Source organism: Roseobacter sp. FCG-D35, from assembly GCF_033436665.1.
Lineage (GTDB): Bacteria > Pseudomonadota > Alphaproteobacteria > Rhodobacterales > Rhodobacteraceae > JAWQFO01.
This window is the reverse complement of the sequence record NZ_JAWQFO010000014.1, coordinates 24,973-45,004: the sequence shown is the minus strand read 5'-3', so window position 1 is coordinate 45,004 and position 20,032 is coordinate 24,973. Positions and strand designations below refer to the sequence as shown.

The following is a 20,032-nucleotide window of genomic DNA, read 5'->3' as shown; positions in this document are numbered from 1 at the left end:
GTGGTCAACGTGACCGATCGTCCCGATGTTCACGTGCGGTTTCGTGCGTTCAAACTTTGCCTTGGCCATCTTTCCGGCGTCCTTCGTTTTCTGCGGGCCGTTCGCGGCCCTGTCCTGACATGGCGGGCGATGTATTGCCTCGCGCCGGGAAAATCAAGCACGTCGTCGCCGATCGAGACCCGCCTCCGATGCCCTTTCCCGGTGCGACGGATCGCCATTTCGCCATGCCCGCGCAACCGCTTATATTATGCCCAAGAGGCAAGGAGATCCGCGCATGTCCCTAGCGACCCAGAACGACACCGGCGCCCCCGCCCTGCCGGTTCGCGTGAGCCTGGTCACCGAGCCCTGGGGCATCTGGCGCAGCCTGACCGAGGTGCGCCGCAACGTGCTGAGCATCATCCCCGAGATCGCGACACGCCAGCCGATGGTGTCCGGCAAGACGGGCGCACGGTGGCACATGGTGATGGACCCAGGTGCGCTCCGGGAGATGCTGCTGGAGCGGCTCGACGCCTACCCCAAGTCGGTGGTCACCAAGAACCTGCTGAAGCCCGCGATCGGCGAGTCGCTCTTCATCGCCGAAGGGGCGCACTGGCGCTGGCAGCGTCGCGCCGCGGCGCCGGTCTTTTCGCATCGCAACGTGATGAACCTCTCTCCGATCATGACGCTGGCCGCCGAACGCGCCTGCGACCGCGTCGCCGCCGCCGGCCCCCGGGCGATCGACCTGCATGCCGAAATGGTCGCCACGACCTTCGAAATCATTTCGGATGTGACCTTCTCGGGCGGCGACACGTTCGACCTGCCGTCAGTTCACAAGGCAATCGAGGATTACATCTCTGAAGCTGGCAAGATTTCTCTCTTCGACATTCTCGGCTTTCCCGACTGGATCCCGCGCCCCGGACGGATGAGTGCGAGCGGCGCGATGAAGGAGATGAAGGCTGTGGCCGACCGGGCCATCGAGGATCGCGCTACGCGCGGCAAGGAGGGCGTGCCAGACCTGCTCGACCTGCTGCTGGCCGGCGAGGACCCAAAGTCGGGTCGCAAGATGACGACGGCGGAAATGCGGGACAACCTGCTGACCTTCATCGTCGCGGGTCACGAGACGACCGCTCTGGCCCTCGCCTGGTCGCTCTACCTCTGCGCTTTCGACCCCGACGTGCAGGAGCGGGTGCGCGCGGAAGCGCAAGGTGTACTCGATGGCGGTCGCGCGGCGACGGGCGCGGATGTCGAGAACCTGCCGTTCACGCGGCAGGTCGTGGACGAAGCACTGCGCCTCTACCCGCCCGCAGGGATGGTATCGCGCACCGCCAAGGAACACGACAGCCTGTGTGGACGCGAGATCCGCCCCGGCGATACGGTGATGATCCCGATCTACGCGCTCGGCCGTCACAAGATGCTGTGGGAAAACCCCGACCACTTCGATCCGGACCGGTTCGCCGACCGCAAGTCGATCGACCGTTACGCCTACCTGCCCTTCGGCGACGGCCCCCGCATCTGCATCGGCGCGTCCTTTGCGCTGCAAGAGGCGGTGATCATCCTGGCCACGCTGCTTGCGCGCTTCCGCTTCAAGCAGGTCCCCGGACGCAACCCGGATCCCGTGATGATCATCACCCTGCGGCCCCAGGGTGGCGTCTGGCTCACGGCCGAGCCGGTCTGAACACTGACCTGCGTGGACTTTTGTGCTATCGTTCTCACCGGGGTGCGCGATGCAATGTACCGAATGCTCAGGGACCGGGTTGAAAACCTGCCCCTCCTGTGACGGTGGGGGTCGAAAAATATCTTCATTCGGAAACCTTATTTTTCCAAACCTGCCGCAGGGATCTTGGTCCGCACCCTGTCCGGAGTGCGGTCGATCGGGAAAAGTGAATTGCCGCGTCTGCGACGGTACCGGAAACGCACCTGAGCAATCGTCTGGACGTGGCGAGCCATGTCGCCTGTGCCTCGGACGTGGAAGCATTCCCTGCAGCAGCATGCGGTGTCAGCAGGGCGGGTACATGACCTCGAGCGGCTATCGGCTCTGCGATACTTGTTTCGGCACCATGCGAGAGCGGTGTTATCTATGCCAAGGCACGGGACGAACCTCGCCTAGGTAAAGCGATTGTCCCGCGGGAACCCGCGCGGGGCCATCCGGCCGGACGAGGCCCGCTTGCCCGACCATTCCTCGAGCGCGGTCTCGGTGCGGGTCCGGCCTGCCGGGTCGCGCCAGCTAAGTCCCGCGGCGCGCTCGAAGGTCGTCGCGTCGCTCAGGCCGCCATCCTTGTACTTCTGCAGCCGCACGCCCTTGCCCCGGTTCATCTCGGGCAATTCGTCGAGACCGAACACCAGAACCTTGCGGTTCTCGCCCACGACGGCCACCGAATCCCCCGTCACGGGCTTGCAGATCATCGCGCGGGTATCGCCGCGCACGTTCAGCACCTGCTTGCCGGACCGGGTCTGCGCGATGACCTCTTCCTCGGGAACGACAAAGCCGTCGCCCGCGCTCGAAGCCACGAGCAGCCTCCGTCCGGGCTGATGGGTGAAGATGGTGACGATCTCGGCCTCCTGCGGCAGATCGACCATCAGGCGCAACGGCTCGCCCATGCCGCGCCCGCCGGGCAGGTTCGCCGAAGAAACGGTGTAGAAGCGCCCGTTCGAGCCGAAGACGACCAGCCGGTCGGTGGTCTCGGCATGGAAGATGAAGCGCGGCCCGTCGCCGTCCTTGAACTTGAGCTCGCGGTTCAGGTCGATATGCCCGGTCATCGCGCGCACCCAACCCATCTGCGAGCAGACCACGGTGATCGGTTCGCGGTCGATCATCGCCTCGAGCGGCACGTCCTCGACCTCGACCGCCTCGGCGAAAGCGGTGCGCCGCGCGCCGCCCGGCCAGTCTCGGCCGAACTGCTTGCGGGTCTCGCGCAATTGCCCCGCGATCTTCTCCCACTGCAGCGCTGGGTTCTCGAGCAGGTCCTCGAGCGCCGCGCGTTCTTCCATCAGCTCGGACTGCTCGCGCATCAGTTCGAGTTCTTCCAGGCGCCGCAGGCTGCGCAGGCGCATGTTGAGGATCGCCTCGGCCTGCACGTCGGACAGACCGTTCTCGCGCCCGGCGAACCGGCGCGGAACGCTTGCCGGCTGCCCCTCGGCGATCTCGGCGGGTGCCACCGCCTCCGCATCCGCCACGAGCACCAGCGCGTCGCGATCCACGCCGGAAAGCGGCGAGGCATAATCGGCCTCGGACGTCGCGCGCGGCACGCCGGACTGGTGCGGTTTCGACCAATCCTCGTACATCAGGGCCGCCTTCGGATCGTCGTCGTAGCGGATGATGTCGATGACCCGATCGAGGTTCAGGAAGGCCGTGATGAACCCCGCCAGAACCTCGAGACGATGGTCGATCTTGCCGAGCCGGTGCCGCGAGCGCCGAAGCAGCACGTCGCGCCGGAAATCGAGGAAGGCGCGCAGAACCTCCTTGAGCGAACAGACCTTTGGCGTCACCCCGTCGATGAGCACGTTCATGTTCATCGAGAAGCGGACCTCGAGGTCCGAGTTCCGGAACAGCATGCCCATCAGAACCTCGGGATCGACCGTTCTCGAGCGCGGCTCGATGATCATCCGTACATCCTCGGCGCTCTCGTCGCGCACATCGGCAAGGATCGGAATCTTCTTGGTCTGGATCAGCTCGGCGATCTTCTCGATCAGCTTCGACTTCTGGACCTGGTAGGGAATCTCGGTGACAACGATCTGCCACTGGCCGCGCCCGAGGTCCTCGACCTCCCACTTGCAGCGCAGGCGGAACGACCCGCGTCCCGTGCGATAGGCCTGCGCGATGTTCTCGCGCGGCTCGACCAGAACGCCGCCGGTCGGAAAGTCCGGCCCGGGTACGTAGTTGAGCAGCGTGTCGTCTCGCGCATCCGGTGTCTTGATCAGGTGAATGCAGGCGTCGCAAAGCTCGGCGATGTTGTGCGGTGGGATGTTCGTCGCCATGCCGACCGCGATCCCGCTCGACCCGTTCGCCAGCAGGTTCGGGAATTGTGCGGGCAGGACGACAGGTTCGCTGAGCGTGCCGTCGTAGTTGTCACGGAAATCGACCGCGTTCTCGTTCAGCCCGTCGAGAAGCGCCTCGGCCACCGCCGTCAGCCGTGCCTCGGTGTAGCGCGAGGCGGCCGGGTTGTCGCCGTCGATGTTGCCGAAATTGCCCTGCCCGTCGACCAGCGGGTAGCGGACGTTGAAATCCTGCGCCAGCCGCGCCATCGCGTCGTAGATCGCGGCATCGCCGTGGGGATGGTAGTTGCCCATCACGTCGCCCGAGATCTTCGCCGACTTGCGGAACCCCCCGGTCGAGGTCAGGCGCAACTCTCTCATGGCATAGAGGATTCGCCGATGGACCGGTTTGAGCCCGTCACGCGCATCCGGCAGCGCCCGGTGCATGATCGTGCTCAGCGCGTAGGTCAGGTAACGTTCGCCGAGCGCGCGGCGGAGCGGCTCGGACGGGTTGATCTGGGGTGTGTCGAGCTCGTCGGCCATAGATGCTGTGTAGCCGCACGTCCGACGACCGACAAGCGGTCAATGGACCTGGAATTGCGCCACACAGGCGTTGACGTCGATGCAACCATACCCGGGAAATGACCTGACAGGGTGGGTCCAATCTGCTAGGAACCGAGCAAAGGCTTTCGTGTTATCATTTCAAACAGTCTTTCCGGAGCCTGCCGTGTTCAAATTCATCCTGCTGACCTTCGCCTTCCTTGCCGTTCTCTTCTACCAGATGAGCGGCGGGTCGTCCTTCGACCCCGAGGCTGCGCGGCAGGCAGCGATGGAAGTTCGGGCAGATCGCGAAGGCGTCGAGCTTCCCGCAAGCGAGGTATCGAGTAGCGTGGTCGCCAAAGCGGATGCCGCGACGACGCAGTCCGAGACCGACCCTACCAGGGACGTCGGTATCGAGCCGCGCGACAACGAGGTCAGCCGTGTGGCGCTGAACCTCACGTCCGTGCGCGACGTGATCGACGAGGACAATACGCCGAAACCGCCAATCCTGCCGGCGGACGAGCTGTCGCCGTCCAACGCGCCGGAGGCTCCGGACGACGCCGACGTTACCGCGGCGCTCGAAGAGGCTCTTGTCGACGCGCCGACATCGCAGGAGGCGACCGAGGTCGTCCTGCCGAGCCTGATCTTCGAGGGTGAAAGCTATGCCGCCAATTCCGCGGCTGCTGCCCCGGGTGCCGATATCCGGCAGGTGACCGGAACGCTCGTCAACGTCCGCGGCGGGCCGGGCACCGACTTCGAGGTCGTCGGCCAGTTGAGTGAGGGCGCACCTGTCGAAATCATCCGCGACAATGGCGCGGGATGGGTGCAGATGCGCCCCGTCGACGGTGGCGAGACCGGCTGGATGGCGGACTTCCTGCTCAGCGACGGCTGACCTTGCATCCCTGCCACGCGCTTGGCATGAGGCTGGCGCGGGAGGGATGATGACCGAAAAATCCATACTGATCACCGGGTGTTCCTCGGGCATCGGACGCGATGCGGCGCTCGAACTGAAGCGGCGCGGGTGGCGCGTCTTCGCTGCCTGCCGAAAAGAGACCGATTGCGCCGCGATGCGCGATCTGGGCCTCGAAAGCCCGCGCCTTGATTACGAGGACCCGGCCACGATCGAGGCCGCGGTGAGCAGCGTTTTGGAGGCGACCGGCGGCACGCTGGATGCGCTGTTCAACAACGGGGCCTATGCGATCCCGGGCCCGGTCGAGGACATTCCGGCCGACGCGATGCGGGCCATCTTCGAGGCCAACCTGATCGGCTGGCACGACCTCACGGTGCGGCTGATCCCGGTCATGCGCCGGCAGGGCCACGGGCGCATCGTCAACTGTTCCTCGGTGCTCGGCTTTGTTCATGCCCCGTGGCGCGGCGCCTATGTCGCGACGAAATTCGCCCTCGAAGGGTTGACCGCGACCTTGCGTCTCGAGATGCGCGGAACCGGCATCGAAGTCGTGCTCATCGAGCCGGGCCCCATTGCCACCGAGTTCCGCAGCAACGCCATCGGCCAGTTCGAACGCTGGGTCGACTGGAAATCCTCTGCCAGACGCACTGAGTACGAGGCGCAGCTGCTGGACAAGCTCTACAAACGCGGCGCCGGCGATCGCTTCGAAAAGTCGGCCTCAGCGGTGACCGCGCGGCTGATCGAGGCGCTCGAGGCCCGGCACCCAAAGCCGCAGTATTTCGTGACGGTCCCCACTCATGCCGCAGGATTCCTGCGCCGGATCCTGCCCGCACGGCTGCTCGATCGGCTGGTCCGCAACGGCTGACAAGCGCGCATCGCCGCTGCCGCGACGCCGTGTCGGGTTCGCTTTCGCGGCGGATGCGGCTACATCTGCGGCAACACGCAAGGAGTCCGCCCCATGTCCGACCCGCTTTTCGTTGTCGTCGTCGTCGCCTGCCTCGCTGTCGTCGTCATTCTGATGATCGGACTCGGCGGGTTCGCCGGCGGCGGCGCGTTCAACCGCAAGAACTCCAACAAGCTGATGCGCTACCGCATTGGCGCGCAGGCCATCGCCGTGGCGCTTATCCTGCTCTACGTCTGGCTTCGGAACTGACGAAAGGCGCGAAGATGGTCGTCCTCAACAGGATCTACACCCGTACCGGCGACGCCGGAGAAACCGCCCTGGGCAACGGCGCACGTGTCGCCAAACACGCGCTGCGCGTCACCGCCTACGGCACCGTGGACGAACTGAACGCCTTCCTCGGTGTCGCCCGCAACGCCGCCGATGGCGACACCGACGCCGCTCTCGCCCGAATTCAGAACGACCTCTTCGATCTCGGCGCCGATCTCTGCCGGCCGGACATGGAGAAGGACGCCGAGGCCGAGTACCCGCCGTTGCGCATGGCGGCCGGCCAGGTCGACCGCCTCGAGACCGAGATCGATGCGATGAACGCAGACCTCGATCCGTTGCGCAGCTTCATCCTGCCCGGCGGTTCTGCGCTGGCCGCGCAGCTTCACGTCTGCCGCACCGTCGCGCGCCGGGCCGAGCGCCAGGCAGTCGAACTCTCCGGCCTCGAAACCGTGAACGCCGACGCGCTGCGCTATCTCAACCGCCTCAGCGACTGGTTCTTCGTGGCTGCGCGCACCGCAAACAACGGCGGTAAAGACGACGTGCTGTGGGTTCCCGGCGCGAACCGCTGACCCTGCGCCCCGGCATTGGGGAAAAACGCGGCGTCCAAGCGCCGCAACGTGACGATTTTGCGCTGTTTTCCGATCCGCGCCTTGGGTAAACCACGGCAGACCACGTCAGGCTGAGGGCCCAGCGCCTTGAGTCGCAACCAAGGAGAAAGACGCAGATGAAGGTTCTGGTACCTGTCAAACGCGTGATCGACTACAACGTCAAGGTGCGCGTCAAAGCGGACGGTTCGGGTGTCGATCTTGCCAACGTGAAGATGTCGATGAACCCGTTCGACGAGATTTCCGTCGAACAGGCGATCCGGCTCAAGGAAGCCGGTCAGGCCGACGAGGTTGTCGTGGTGTCCATCGGCGTCAAGCAGGCACAGGAAACGCTGCGCACGGCACTGGCAATGGGCGCGGACCGCGCCATTCTCGTCGTCGCCGCCGATGACGTCCACCAGGACATCGAACCGCTGAGCGTGGCCAAGATCCTGAAGGCCATCGTCGACGAGGAACAGCCCGGCCTCGTGCTCTGCGGCAAGCAGGCCATCGACAACGACATGAACGCCACGGGCCAGATGCTCGCTGCCCTTCTGGGCTGGAGCCAGGCCACCTTCGCCTCCGAGATCGCGATCGACGGCGACAAGGCCAAGGTCACGCGCGAAGTCGACGGCGGTCTGCAGACCATCGAGGTCGCGATGCCATCCGTGGTCACCGTGGACCTGCGCCTCAACGAGCCGCGATACGCCTCGTTGCCGAACATCATGAAGGCCAAGAAAAAGCCGCTCGACGAGAAGTCGGCCGCCGACTACGGCGTGGACGTCAGCCCGCGGCTGGAGATCCTCAAGACCGCCGAGCCGGAAGCGCGCGCGGCGGGCATCAAGGTGGGTTCGGTCGACGAGCTTGTGACGAAACTGAAGGAAGCGGGGGCAGTCTGATGGCGGTACTTCTCTTGGGTGAAGTGAACGACGGCGAACTGTCGATGGACGCGACCGCCAAGGCGGTCAGCGCTGCAACCAAGCTGGGCGACGTGACTGTGCTTTGCGCCGGCGGATCGGCTGCCGCGGCGGGCGAGGCTGCGGCGAAGATCGACGGCGTGTCCAAGGTTCTCGTGGCCGAGGATGCCACGCTCGGCCATCGGCTGGCGGAATCCACCGCGGCGCTGATCGTGTCGCTGGCCGGTGACTACGATCACATCGTCGCCCCGGCGACGACCGACGCCAAGAACGTGATGCCGCGCGTCGCGGCCCTGCTTGACGTGATGGTGCTCTCGGACGTCTCGGGCATCGTCGACGCCGACACGTTCGAACGCCCGATCTACGCTGGCAACGCGATCCAGACCGTCAAGTCGAAGGATGCAAAGAAGGTCGTCACGATCCGGACGTCGACCTTTGACGCTGCCGGCAGCGGAGACGCCGCCCCGGTGGAAACCATCGGTGCGGCCGAAGATCCGGGTCTGTCGAGCTGGGTCGAAGACAAGGTCGCCGAGAGCGACCGTCCCGAACTGACCTCGGCCGGCATCGTGGTCTCCGGCGGGCGCGGCGTGGGCTCGGAAGAGGACTTCGCGATGATCGAGAAGCTGGCCGACAAGCTCGGAGCGGCGGTCGGGGCCTCGCGCGCCGCGGTCGATTCTGGCTATGCGCCGAACGACTGGCAGGTCGGACAGACCGGAAAGGTCGTGGCTCCCGATCTCTACGTCGCGGTCGGCATCTCGGGCGCCATCCAGCACCTTGCGGGGATGAAGGATTCCAAGATCATCGTGGCGATCAACAAGGACGAGGATGCCCCGATCTTCCAGGTCGCCGACTACGGCCTCGTTGCCGATCTCTTCACGGCCGTTCCGGAGCTGATCGAGAAGCTCTGAACCGTTCTTATGTGCCGATGTCCAAGCCCGCGACCGTCCCGGTCGCGGGCTTTTTCACGTCACCAGCGGTTCCAGGACCGTCTCGAGTTGGGCCGCGACCTCGCCATGCACCTTCGGGCCCAGCATTTCGGCGGCGACCGCGGCATCCATCGGGTTGAAGACCATGCCCTCGGTGCCCGCCGCCAGCGCCGCTTCCGAGGCGACCACCTCGACCACACCATCGGCCTCCTGCGCGACCGCGTCCAGCATGGCGCGGGTCACCATCAGCGGCTCGCAGGCGGTATCGAGCGGCTCGACCTCGAGATCAGGGTTGTCACCCGGGGCCTCCCGGCCAATCCACAGCAACAGCGTCCGCCCCGGGATCCGATCCAGAAAGGTCCGCATTCGTGACACCCAAGCGGTCTGGATCTCGTCGCGCACGACCTCGAAACGATCCGGCGCCAGTGCGTGCAAGTCGCGCAACATGTGCTTGTTGAAGTTGAACTCGGCGAAATCCACGTCCTTGAAAATGCCGCGCAGCGCCTTCGATGCCGCAACGAAGCGGTCGTTGCGCCGCGGATGCACCGTGTAGAAGCGGTTCGAAAGGTTGTGCGCACCAAGAACCTGCAGCACCGTCACCTCGGCGCCGTGGGCCGCGTCGAGAACGAAGATGTCGTTGGCGAAGGCGTCGATCCCCGCGTTCGGTATCCCGAAGTTCACGCAGTTGACGCCCAATGCCGTTTCCACCAGGGCCGGGAATGGCGTTCGGATGTACTTGCCGTAGGTCTCGGTTCCGCCGAGGAAGGCGATGTAGGGCGCATCGAGCCGCCGCCGCGGCCCGCGGAACATCAACCTGGTCCTGTCATACTGGCACGGGCCGTAGTTCAACGACCCTTTTCCCCGTGCGTCGAAGCTCATCTTCTCACCCTTTTCCGACTCACCCGGGGCGGTTGTCGCATCGGCCTCCTACGAAGTTCTTAAGCCGCAAATTCGCGACGACTTTTCACAGTTGGCCGGCCTTGCGGGTGCCGCCGTCCAGCCCTTAGAGTGCGGCAGCGGAACAGGGGTGCATCATGGACATCAAGTCGGTCGGGATCGTTGGCGCAGGCCAGATGGGCAACGGAATCGCCCATGTCATGGCGCTGGCGGGCTATGATGTCCTGCTCAACGACATCAGCGAGGATTCGCTGGCGAAGGCGATGGCGACCATGAATCAGAACATGGAGCGGCAGGTCGGACGCGGAAAGATCAGCGAGAACGACAAGCGCCAGGCCCTTTCGCGCATCCGGACGACCGCCACGCTGACCGAACTGGGATCGTCCGACCTCATCATCGAGGCGGCGACCGAGCGCGAGACGGTCAAGACCGCGATCTTCGAGGACCTTGTCCCGCACCTGAAACCCGACACGATCCTGACATCGAACACCTCCTCGATCTCGATCACGCGCCTTGCCAGCCGAACGGACCGGCCCGAGAAGTTCATGGGGTTTCACTTCATGAACCCCGTGCCTGTGATGCAGCTTGTCGAACTCATCCGCGGCATCGCGACGGACGCGGAAACCTTCGAGACCTGCAAGGCGGTCGTCGACAAGCTCGGCAAGACGGCGGCCTCGGCGGAGGATTTCCCGGCCTTCATCGTCAACCGCATCCTGATGCCGATGATCAACGAGGCGGTCTATACGCTTTATGAGGGCGTGGGATCGGTCCAGTCGATAGACAGCTCGATGAAGCTTGGCGCAAACCATCCCATGGGGCCGCTGGAACTGGCCGATTTCATCGGTCTCGACACCTGCCTCGCGATCATGAACGTGCTGCACGACGGCCTGGCGGACACCAAGTACCGCCCCTGCCCGCTGCTCACGAAATATGTCGAGGCCGGCTGGCTCGGCCGGAAGACCAAGCGCGGGTTCTACGACTACCGCGGAGAGACGCCCGTGCCGACGCGCTGAGGCGCCGCCTCAGCTTTCGAGCGCCAGGGTGTGTTCGCGCAGCCAGGCCATGAAGCCACGAGGATCGTCGGCCCAGCGATCGACCTGCGCCTGCGTCAGAGGATGGCCCACAACGGGCGCTTGCGGCTTGTTCAGCGAATGCACGATCTCGTGCAGCAACAGCCCCTGGCGCAGCAGCGGCGACACCTTGTTGGCGATCTGGTAAGCGCGCGAGTTCTGCCCCGGGAACTTCATCGGAACCACGGTGGCGCCCGAGCGGCGGATCATCTTGGCGGTGAAGACGTTCCATTCACGCTCGATGGCCGGGCCGAAATAGGTGTCCGAGCTTGCGACCACGCCGGAGGGGAACAGGGCCACGACGCCGCCCTCCTTGAGATGCGTCATCGCCTTGTTGCGCATCTCGATGTACTTGCGTTGCGCGTCGGGATCGTGAGGGAATGGCACCGGGATCATGTAGGATCCCGCGACCTCGTCGATGGCGGTCAGCAGCGAGCGCGTGAGGATGCGGTAATCCGGGCGCACCCGGCCGATCAGGTCGGCGAAGATCATGCCGTCGACCATGCCGTGCGGATGGTTGGCCACCACGACGACCGGACCCTCCTTGGGGATGCGGTCGAGCTGTTCGCGCGGCGTGCCGAGATCGATGCCCATCGTGTCCAGGGCCGCGCGCCAGAACGCCTGACCCTGCGGCGCGCCACGGCGCTCGAACTCGCGGATCAGTCGCAGGATGGTGATCTTGCCGGTGAAGATCTCGATCATCCGGATGATCGACGACTTTATCGGATCGTCGAAGGTCGACGCATAGGACAGGCTGCGGCGGTCGTACTTGGTGAAGGTGACCGTTTCCTGCACAGGCGCGGAGTCCGTGTTATGCGTGCTGTCTACCAAGAACCGCCATCCTCTCTTGCGCGGGTGTGGTCCGTCGACCGGGTCAGACGCCCTCGCCGAACCTGTCTGCCACGAGGGCCGACAGGGCCTCGGCCAGCGCTTCCGCGTCCGGGCCGGAGGTCTGCACGTCAATAAAGCTTCCTTTTGACGCTGCCAACATCAAAAGCCCCATGATGCTGTCGCCCGAAGCCGACAGGCCGTCCTTGGTCACCTCGGCATGGGCGTCGAAGCCTTCGACCACTTCGACGAGTTTTGCCGAGGCACGCGCATGCAGCCCCTTTTCGTTGACGATCTTCAGTCTTCGCGTGGTCATATGGAAAGCGGGCTCTTACTTCTCGGCGCTGACGTTCTGGGCATCGATGTATTTCTTACCCGCTTCCAGCGCCGCGCGCACGGCCTCGGGCACCGTCTTCTTGCGGCTTTTCGCCAGCTTGATCAGCATGGGCAGATTAGCGCCGTAAAGGATACGACGGTTTTCCGGCGCGCAGGCCAGAAGGCTCAGGTTCGACGGCGATCCGCCGAAAAGGTCGGTCACGACAACCACCCCGTCCCCCCGGTCCACCTCGTCGGCCGCGATGCAGATCTCGCGCTCCTTCTGGGCCCGGTCGTGATCGGCGAGGATCGAGATCGCGCGGACACCGGGCTGCTTGCCGACGACATGCTCGATCGCGGCGAGGTACTCTCCCGCGAGGCCGCCATGCGCCACAATCACGATCCCGATCACGCGTTACGCCTCTTCTTCTTTCCTGCGGAGGTCCAGTTCGCGGTGTCTTATAGACACCTGCCAGCCATGCTCTGCAAGGCGCAAAGCATGCAGTTCGGCCATCACCACCGAGCGGTGTTGCCCTCCGGTACAGCCGAAGGCGATCGATAGGTAGGACTTGCCCTCCTCGCGATAGGCCGGCAGCAGGAACCGGCTGAGCTCCAGTGTCTTCTCGGCGAAGGGTGCGAAGCGCGGATCGGAGCGGACATGGCGTGCCACGGCCTCGTCGGTTCCGTTGAGCGGGCGCAGTTCGGGCTCCCAGTAGGGATTGGTCAGAAATCGGCAGTCGTAGACCATGTCGACGCTGCGCGGCAGCCCGCGCTTGTAGGAGAACGACTGTACCGAGACCGAAAGCTCGCGCTGGCCGTCCGGCGTGAACCATTGCTCGATCTCCTCTCGCAACTGGTGGACGTTGAGATCGCTGGTGTCGATCAGCACGTCGGCGCGCGACCTGAGCGGTCCCAGCATCTCCAACTCGCGCCGGATCCCGGCCTGCGGCCGGTCGTCCGGGGCTAGCGGGTGGCGGCGGCGGGTTTCGGAGTATCGCCTGAGCAGTACGTCGGTCGTGCAGTCGAGATACAGAAGTTCCGGCACGATCCCCGGCATCGCGCCCAGCCTGCCCAGCGCGTCCATCACCGCGTTGGTCGAGAAATCCCGGTTGCGCGGGTCGATCCCGAGGGCGAGCGACCGGTCAAGTCCAGAGGCATCGAACAGCGCTCCGACCATGCGCAGCGGGAGGTTGTCGATGGACTCGAAGCCGGCATCCTCCAGCACCTTGAGTGCGCTCGACCGGCCGGCGCCCGATGGGCCGGTCACGAGCACGAGCCGTCGTGCGGACTGTTGGTCGCCTGTCATCACGGTTCACTTCTTCCCGCCCTAAGATATTGCACGATTGCGGCCGTGAAATGTGTGGCCTCGACATTGTGAAGGCAGGGCAGTTCGACGCCTTGCACCGTGTGCCGATGCGCTCGCGGGAGCCGGTCGGTTTCGGTGCGGCTGAGATCGACGACCAGCGCGAGCCTGATGCTTGACACATGATGAGCTTTGAGCAGACCGACGCCGCGGGCTTCGATCAGACCGCGAATCGTATCCGGGGCCGTCGCCAGGATCGCGTCGCCCTGCCGCGCCACGATGGTGCGGTCATCCGCGACCAGCTGCGCGCCCAGCGCCATCAGCCGCAGTGCGAGCCCCGACTTGCCGCTGCCGGACGGGCCGAGGATCAGTACGCCCTTCCTGTCAAAGACCACGCAACTCGCGTGCAGCGTTTCGCCACGGTCCCAGGGGTCGCGGGCGTCGGGTGACATGGATCAGATCGGCAGACCGACGATGAAGCGCGCGCCGAGCGGGTCGGAGGTGATGTCGGCCTCGGTCGGGCGGATGTTCTCCGCCCAGATCACGCCGCCATGCGCCTCGACGATCTGTTTCGAGATCGCCAGCCCGAGACCCGAGTTGTTGCCGAAATGCTCTTCGGGCCGCTGCGAGTAGAAGCGCTTGAAAATCTTGGACAATGCCTCATCCGGGATGCCTGGCCCGGTGTCTTCGACCACGATCAGCACACGGTGTTCCTTCTTCCGCGCCCAGACTCGGATCGCGTCGCCGTCCTCGCAGAAGGAGACCGCGTTGGCGATCAGGTTGACGAAGACCTGCGCAAGACGGGCTTCGAGCCCGTGCACGATGATCGGTTCCTCCGGCAGGTCGCTGATGAAGTCGATGCCCTTGGCCTTGGCCTGATCGCCGAGATGCTCGCTGATGTTCTCAAGCGTGGCCAGGACGTTGAAGGGCTCTTCCTCTTCCTTGACCAGTTCGCTGTCGAGTCGCGAGGCATTCGAGATGTCGCTGACCAGCCGGTCGAGCCGTCGCACATCGTGATCGATGACGTCGAGCAGTTTCTCGCGCTGGTCCTCGCGCTTGACGCGCCGCAGCGTGCCGACCGCCGAACGCAGCGAGGCCAGGGGGTTCTTGATTTCGTGCGCCACGTCCGCCGCGAACTGCTCGTTACCCTCGATGCGGTTGTAAAGCGCCGACACCATACCGCGCAGCGCGCCGCTGAGCCGGCCGATTTCGTCAGGGCGCGCGGTCAGGTCGGGAATGCGGATCCGGCCAGGGTTCATCTTCCGGGCGTTCTTGTCGCGCCCGAGTTCCGCAGCCGCGGCGAGGTCCGCGAGCGGGTTGGCGATGGTGGACGCGAGGACCAGACTGAGACCGATCGAGACCAGAGTGGCGATCAGGAACATCTGCAGAACCTGCTCGCGCTCGCCCCGTACGAGGTTGTCGATCTCGCCCGCCGCGGTGGCCACTGCGACCACGCCCACAGCCTCTCCGGACCTCATCACCGGCGTCACGACGGTAAAGAGCGCACCGCCCGCGGCGTTGATCTCGTTCTTGATCTGCGTGCCGTCGCGCAGGCTGCCCGCGATCATCGGCGCGAGCTTCTCGCTCAAGGGGGTCCGGTCGACCTGTTCCGGCCCGTCGAAAGGCGCCGACGCCTTCGCCCAGATCCAGGACAGAGCGTCCGAGATGACCGTCCGGCCGCCGCCGCGGGCACCCTCGCCATCGGCGGCAAGCCGCCCTTCGGTATTGGCCACCAGGCGCTGGTCGTGATCGAAAACGAAGACTTCGATCCCGGTTCGGAGATCGAGCCCGGCCAGTGTGGCCACAACGTCGACCGGCCCGGACGCGTCAAGCTGTTCCGAATCGCCCGAAGGCAACTGCGCCTCAATGACGTCCGCGATCAGCTCGGCCTCGGAGACCAGAGACGCCGCGCGCTGGACGGCAAGACTGTCGCGCGAAGAATTCAGGTACAGGATACCGGCCGCGAGGACATTCAGAGCAATTAGGTTGAACGTGATGATTTTTCGCGTTAGAGGAGAAGTACGAAGGGACATGATCCCCCGCCTCTCCCGCGTGACGCGTATTTCACCGGGGGCTGCGCTGTCGGGCGCTACCCAGTCGTCACCCAGGACGACATCCGCATCCCGGCGCATGGTAGTCATGTCACGCACTTCTGGCTCTCTCGGCTTGCGCCGCGGGGGTTATTCCTCGTTGTATCTATAGCCGATGCCGTAGAGCGTCTCAATCGCCGAGAACTCCTCGTCGGCCGTGCGCATCTTCTTACGCAGGCGCTTGATGTGGCTATCGATCGTGCGGTCGTCGACATAGACCTGATCGTCATAGGCGACGTCCATCAGCTGGTCGCGCGATTTCACGAAGCCGGGGCGCTGCGCCAGCGCCTGCAAAAGAAGGAATTCGGTCACCGTCAGGGACACGTCGCGCCCTTTCCAGCTGACCGCGTGGCGCAGCGGGTCCATCCGCAGGTTCCCACGCTCCATCACCTTGGTGTCCTCGCCGTCGGCGACAACCTCGCCCGACACGGCATCCTGGCGCCGCAGCAGGGCGCGGATGCGCTCGACCAGCAGTCGCTGCGAAAACGGTTTCTTGACGTAATCGTCGGCGCCCATGCGCAGGCCCAGCACCTCGTCGATCTCGTCATCCTTGGAGGTGAGGAAAATCACCGGCATCGAGCTTTTCTGGCGCAGGCGCTGAAGCAGGTCCATGCCGTCCATACGCGGCATCTTGATATCGAGCACGGCCATGTCCGGCATCTTCTTGTTGAACGCGTCCAACGCGGACTGACCATCGTTATAAGTCTCGACCTCGAACCCTTCGGCCTCGAGCGTCATCGACACCGATGTCAGGATGTTCCTGTCATCGTCCACAAGCGCGATCTTCGACATTTCAATTTCCCCCATCCTGCTCATCCTGTGGCCTCTCCGGTCTTTCAGTATCTGACCCACGGATCAATCGTTAACAACGAATCAGTCTCCTGCACGGCAACAATCTGGCCAGAATTTGATTTCTAATGACTAAATTGCCGCAATCCCGCCTTTATCCCGGGATCCCGGGTCGCCCTGTATGGCACCTTTCGAGCGGCCTTAAACAATCTTTGATATGGTGGCGCTAACGCAGGTGCAGCGCCTGTTCAGCTTGCAAAACAACATGCTATGAGGCTGCGAGCCGCCTGTGAGACGGGCGAGGCGACCGGGTCAGACAGGAGTAGGCAGGATGGCGATTGGACGGGTGAACAAGAGTTTCCGTCTCGAGGATCAGGGCATATCCGGGCTCGGTGCCGTCCATTACAACCTGATCGAACCGAACCTGATCGAGGCCGCACTCGCCCGCGGCGAAGGCACGCTCGGCCAGGGCGGCACGTTTCTGGTCTCGACCGGCAAGTTCACCGGGCGCTCTCCCAAGGACAAGCACGTGGTCAAGACCGACAGCGTCGCCGACACCATCTGGTGGGACAACAATGCCGCGATGTCGCCGGAGGGTTTCGACGCGCTTTATGACGACATGATCGCCCATATGCAGGGCAAGGACTACTTCGTCCAGGATCTCGTGGGCGGCGCCGATCCCAAGCACGCCATCAATGTGCGCGTCGTCACCGAACTGGCCTGGCACGGTCTATTCATCCGCCACATGCTGCGCCGTCCCGACCGCGAAGACCTCGACGACTTCACGGCTGATTTCACGGTGATCAACTGCCCCAGCTTCCAGGCGCAGCCGGACCGGCACGGATGTCGCTCGGAAACCGTCATCGCCATGAACTTCGACCGCAAGCTCATTCTGATCGGCGGTACGGAGTACGCCGGCGAGAACAAGAAGTCCGTCTTCACCCTGCTCAACTATCTGCTGCCCGATGCCGGCGTGATGCCGATGCACTGCTCGGCGAACCACGCCAGCAACAACCCCGTCGACGCGGCGGTGTTCTTCGGATTGTCAGGCACCGGCAAGACGACCCTGTCGGCCGATCCCGCGCGCACACTCATCGGCGACGACGAACACGGCTGGTCGGACACCGGTACTTTCAACTTCGAAGGCGGCTGCTACGCCAAGACGATCAACCTCAGCCCCGAAGCCGAGCCCGAGATCTACGCGACGACGCAGAAGTTCGCCACGGTGATCGAGAACATGGTCTTCGACCCGGAGACCAAGGAACTCGACTTCGAGGACGACAGCCTGACGGCGAACATGCGCTGCGCCTATCCGCTGCATTACATCTCGAACGCCTCGAAAACAGCCGTCGGCGGGCACCCCAAGAACATCATCATGCTGACCTGCGACGCCTTCGGCATCCTGCCCCCGATCGCGCGGCTGAGCCCGGCGCAGGCGATGTATCACTTCCTGTCCGGCTTCACCTCGAAGGTCGCGGGTACCGAGCGTGGCGTGACCGAACCCGAACCGACCTTCTCGACCTGCTTCGGCGCACCGTTCATGGCCCGACGTCCGGAAGTCTACGGCAACCTATTGCGTTCGAAGATCGCGGCGCACGGCGCGACTTGCTGGCTGGTCAACACCGGCTGGACCGGCGGCGCCTACGGCACCGGCAGCCGGATGCCGATCAAGGCCACGCGCACGCTGCTGACCGCGGCCCTCGACGGGTCGCTTTCGGACGGCGTGTTTCGCAAGGATCCGAACTTCGGCTTCGAGGTGCCGGTGCATGTCGAGGGCGTCCCGAACATCCTGCTCGACCCGCGGCGCACTTGGGACGACGTCGAGGCCTACGACCGGCAGGCGCAGAAGCTGGTCCGGATGTTCTCCGACAATTTCGAGAAGTACCTGCCCTTCATAGACGACGACGTGAAGGCCGCCGCGATCGGCTGACCCTCTGTTGGCACGAATCGGGGCCGCACAAGCGGCCCCTTTGGTGATCAGGCCGCCATCTCGACGTATTCGCTGAGCGGCAGGTCGAGCATGAAGCGCAGATCCTCGTGGCTCATGTAGACCATCATGCACTCGAACGGCTGGTCGTTGCCTGTGAAGAACCAGCGCAGGCACCCCGGGTCAGTGTGCATGTATCCCTGACGCTCCACGAACCCCTTGTAGGCTACCTGCTTAGGCATGATCCCGAACAGGTAGTCCGGCGCCCAACGCTGCATGGCCGTAAGAAAGGCGATCCGCCCGAGGATCGCCGAAAGGCCGGTGCCGCGGAACTGGCCGCGCGTCCCGCCCAACCATACCTCGCCATGGTAGCAAACCTGGCCGCGAATCTGTCGCGCGCCAGGCCCGGCCCGGTACCGCGAGCGCCGGTAATCAATCGATACATCGGGCGGCGGAAAACTGCGGAAACCCTTCCGCATGTACTCACTGAGCGGAAAATAGCCGATGTCGAGCGCACGCAGAGCTTGCGTGTGCATAATTGTGCCATTTTCGTCACGACCGACGATCCACACCGCGTTTTTCTCGTTCAGATCATGCAACTCGGGGTCGAAAGGCGGTCCGACCGTGTGGTCCGGCCGGCCTTCGGCCAGCAGTTCTTTGTAGTCGCCAAAATTCGAACCGGTAGTGAGTGTTACTCCACACCGACGCAATATGTCGTTGCTTCCCGCGATAAAACGGGTGTCGTCGCTTGTGTTATGGATAGTCATGGGGGCGCTCCACGAGTTGTCGTACGCCCGAATACTAACCTAACGTTTTGATTTCCGCCCGAACTTTAACACATTTTCGTCCACCTCCATCACAAGGTCTTTCGGCATGCTGCGGATCTGGGTGTTTTCAAGGCCTTCGATCCGCAGGTCGTAGCATCGGTCAACGACCGACAGCAGCGCGAAGGAACCGTCAGGGAAGCGCCCTCCCATGAGCAGTCTCTGGTAACTGATTGGAACCAGAGCGTTAGTTCCTTCGCGATGCATCTGGGTATGAATATGGTCCAGTCGCAGCCCCATGGACCGATGCACCTCTTCGTAGGGCATGTTGACAAGACGCCCGAAATCGTCGCCGGCAAGCAGCTGTTCCAGCACGCGACCGATACTGCTGCGCGCATGCGACCATCCGAACCACGACACGTATGAACACTCGTCTCCGAGCTCCACGCAGATCCACCCGTTGGGCGTGTCACGGAAAACCACGAAATAGGGGCGCACATGCTCCATTTCGGAGTCTTCCAGCGCACCGCCGGCCCGCGCCCAGGCCCGCAGGGATTCGCGCAGGAGTGGCCTTGAAGAGGTCCACAGTTCCCCGATCGGCCGTTGCTGCTGCCAGAAGCTCCAGCCGTCGGAATGGGTCTTCTGCACAAGGGGCAGGCCTTGGTAGTTCTGCAGGTGGCCACTCAACCATGAGTTGCCGAGCGCCAGAATATTGAGCGCCTCGGGCAAGGCCTTCTCGCCGGCATCGGTCAACCGGTATTGACGGTCCTCGACGATGAAGAGAGGCGTTCCCTTAGCCTCCTCGAGCTGCGTTATGTGACGCCGCACGGTCTGGCGCGTGCTGCCGAGCTCCTTGACCGCATGGCTCAGGTTCAGTGTTCTTGCAAGGGTCGTGAAGGACCGGATCATTTCATGCAAAAGCGCATGCGAATCCTGTGCCTTCGTGACTTTTGCCGCGGATTTATGCTCTGGGACGATCTGGTTCATTATTCCATTGGATGGTAAATTAATCATCCAATACTGCATCACGGATCATACATCAACAGCACATTT

Annotated in this window: 20 protein-coding genes; 9 read left to right on the top strand and 11 right to left on the bottom strand. The window is 64.0% G+C overall.

The genetic code is table 11. The features are described from left to right. Positions 1-274: 274 nt before the first annotated feature. Positions 275-1,654, top strand: coding sequence for a cytochrome P450 (locus R5H30_RS21340; RefSeq protein ID WP_318330796.1), 1,380 nt, complete (start codon positions 275-277; stop codon positions 1,652-1,654). Positions 1,655-2,082: 428 nt separating this feature from the next. On the opposite strand, the gene R5H30_RS21335 is transcribed toward R5H30_RS21340, so the two are convergent. Then, a complete protein-coding gene (locus tag R5H30_RS21335; protein ID WP_318330795.1) occupies positions 2,083-4,494 on the bottom strand; it encodes a DNA topoisomerase IV subunit A in 2,412 nt (803 codons plus the stop codon). 184 nt (positions 4,495-4,678) lie between these two features. On the opposite strand from R5H30_RS21335, the gene R5H30_RS21330 reads away from it, so the two are divergent. The 6 genes from R5H30_RS21330 to R5H30_RS21305 all read left to right on the top strand — a co-directional run bounded on the left by R5H30_RS21330 (position 4,679) and on the right by R5H30_RS21305 (position 8,978). Beyond that, positions 4,679-5,383: an SH3 domain-containing protein gene (locus R5H30_RS21330; protein ID WP_318330794.1), complete on the top strand. Its 705-nt coding sequence runs from the start codon at positions 4,679-4,681 to the stop codon at positions 5,381-5,383. A gap of 49 nt (positions 5,384-5,432) precedes the next feature. After that, on the top strand, positions 5,433-6,263 hold the full coding sequence (locus tag R5H30_RS21325) for an SDR family NAD(P)-dependent oxidoreductase (RefSeq protein ID WP_318330793.1): 831 nt from the start codon (positions 5,433-5,435) through the stop codon (positions 6,261-6,263). Positions 6,264-6,356: 93 nt separating this feature from the next. Continuing rightward, positions 6,357-6,551, top strand: coding sequence for a twin transmembrane helix small protein (locus tag R5H30_RS21320; RefSeq protein ID WP_318330792.1), 195 nt, complete (start codon positions 6,357-6,359; stop codon positions 6,549-6,551). Positions 6,552-6,565: 14 nt separating this feature from the next. Further along, positions 6,566-7,138, top strand: a complete 573-nt coding sequence (locus R5H30_RS21315) for a cob(I)yrinic acid a,c-diamide adenosyltransferase (RefSeq protein ID WP_318330791.1) — start codon at positions 6,566-6,568, stop codon at positions 7,136-7,138. Positions 7,139-7,293: 155 nt separating this feature from the next. Then, complete coding sequence (locus R5H30_RS21310) at positions 7,294-8,052, top strand: electron transfer flavoprotein subunit beta/FixA family protein (protein ID WP_318330790.1); 759 nt, start codon at positions 7,294-7,296, stop codon at positions 8,050-8,052. Continuing rightward, a complete protein-coding gene (locus tag R5H30_RS21305) occupies positions 8,052-8,978 on the top strand; it encodes an electron transfer flavoprotein subunit alpha/FixB family protein (protein WP_318330789.1) in 927 nt (308 codons plus the stop codon). Before R5H30_RS21310 ends, R5H30_RS21305 begins: the two co-directional genes overlap by 1 nt. 54 nt (positions 8,979-9,032) lie before the next feature. On the opposite strand, the gene R5H30_RS21300 is transcribed toward R5H30_RS21305, so the two are convergent. Further along, entirely contained in the window at positions 9,033-9,875 is an 843-nt protein-coding gene (locus R5H30_RS21300; RefSeq protein WP_318330788.1) for a DUF6473 family protein, read from the bottom strand. Between the two features lie 155 nt (positions 9,876-10,030). Here R5H30_RS21300 and R5H30_RS21295 point away from each other — a divergent pair, with 155 nt between their 5' ends. Next, positions 10,031-10,906 (top strand): 3-hydroxybutyryl-CoA dehydrogenase, encoded by an 876-nt coding sequence (locus R5H30_RS21295; protein WP_318330787.1) that lies wholly within the window; start codon positions 10,031-10,033, stop codon positions 10,904-10,906. A 9-nt stretch (positions 10,907-10,915) separates the two neighbouring features. Here R5H30_RS21295 and R5H30_RS21290 read toward each other — a convergent pair whose 3' ends face one another. From R5H30_RS21290 to R5H30_RS21260, 7 genes are all read right to left on the bottom strand, one after another. Further along, positions 10,916-11,758 carry a lysophospholipid acyltransferase family protein gene (locus R5H30_RS21290; RefSeq protein ID WP_318330786.1) on the bottom strand — a complete coding sequence of 281 codons (843 nt, stop codon included), beginning with the start codon at positions 11,756-11,758 and terminating at the stop codon, positions 10,916-10,918. A gap of 79 nt (positions 11,759-11,837) precedes the next feature. Beyond that, positions 11,838-12,107 carry an HPr family phosphocarrier protein gene (locus R5H30_RS21285; protein ID WP_318330785.1) on the bottom strand — a complete coding sequence of 90 codons (270 nt, stop codon included), beginning with the start codon at positions 12,105-12,107 and terminating at the stop codon, positions 11,838-11,840. 15 nt (positions 12,108-12,122) lie between these two features. Continuing rightward, on the bottom strand, positions 12,123-12,518 hold the full coding sequence (locus R5H30_RS21280; protein WP_318330784.1) for a PTS sugar transporter subunit IIA: 396 nt from the start codon (positions 12,516-12,518) through the stop codon (positions 12,123-12,125). Positions 12,519-12,521: 3 nt separating this feature from the next. Beyond that, on the bottom strand, positions 12,522-13,412 hold the full coding sequence (gene rapZ, locus R5H30_RS21275; RefSeq protein ID WP_318330782.1) for an RNase adapter RapZ: 891 nt from the start codon (positions 13,410-13,412) through the stop codon (positions 12,522-12,524). Beyond that, positions 13,412-13,861, bottom strand: coding sequence for an HPr kinase/phosphorylase (locus tag R5H30_RS21270; protein ID WP_318330780.1), 450 nt, complete (start codon positions 13,859-13,861; stop codon positions 13,412-13,414). The genes rapZ and R5H30_RS21270 overlap by 1 nt, the downstream gene beginning before the upstream one ends. 3 nt (positions 13,862-13,864) lie before the next feature. Beyond that, on the bottom strand, positions 13,865-15,550 hold the full coding sequence (locus tag R5H30_RS21265) for a sensor histidine kinase (RefSeq protein ID WP_318330779.1): 1,686 nt from the start codon (positions 15,548-15,550) through the stop codon (positions 13,865-13,867). A gap of 39 nt (positions 15,551-15,589) precedes the next feature. Then, a complete protein-coding gene (locus R5H30_RS21260) occupies positions 15,590-16,291 on the bottom strand; it encodes a response regulator transcription factor (protein WP_318330799.1) in 702 nt (233 codons plus the stop codon). A 328-nt stretch (positions 16,292-16,619) separates the two neighbouring features. On the opposite strand from R5H30_RS21260, the gene R5H30_RS21255 reads away from it, so the two are divergent. Further along, entirely contained in the window at positions 16,620-18,218 is a 1,599-nt protein-coding gene (locus tag R5H30_RS21255; RefSeq protein WP_318330778.1) for a phosphoenolpyruvate carboxykinase, read from the top strand. A gap of 47 nt (positions 18,219-18,265) precedes the next feature. On the opposite strand, the gene R5H30_RS21250 is transcribed toward R5H30_RS21255, so the two are convergent. Both R5H30_RS21250 and R5H30_RS21245 read right to left on the bottom strand, forming a co-directional pair. Next, the gene (locus R5H30_RS21250; protein ID WP_318330776.1) at positions 18,266-18,982 is read right to left on the bottom strand and encodes a hypothetical protein; all 717 of its coding nucleotides are present in this window, start codon (positions 18,980-18,982) and stop codon (positions 18,266-18,268) included. Between the two features lie 39 nt (positions 18,983-19,021). Continuing rightward, positions 19,022-19,966 (bottom strand): helix-turn-helix domain-containing protein, encoded by a 945-nt coding sequence (locus R5H30_RS21245; RefSeq protein WP_318330775.1) that lies wholly within the window; start codon positions 19,964-19,966, stop codon positions 19,022-19,024. Positions 19,967-20,032: the final 66 nt, after the last annotated feature.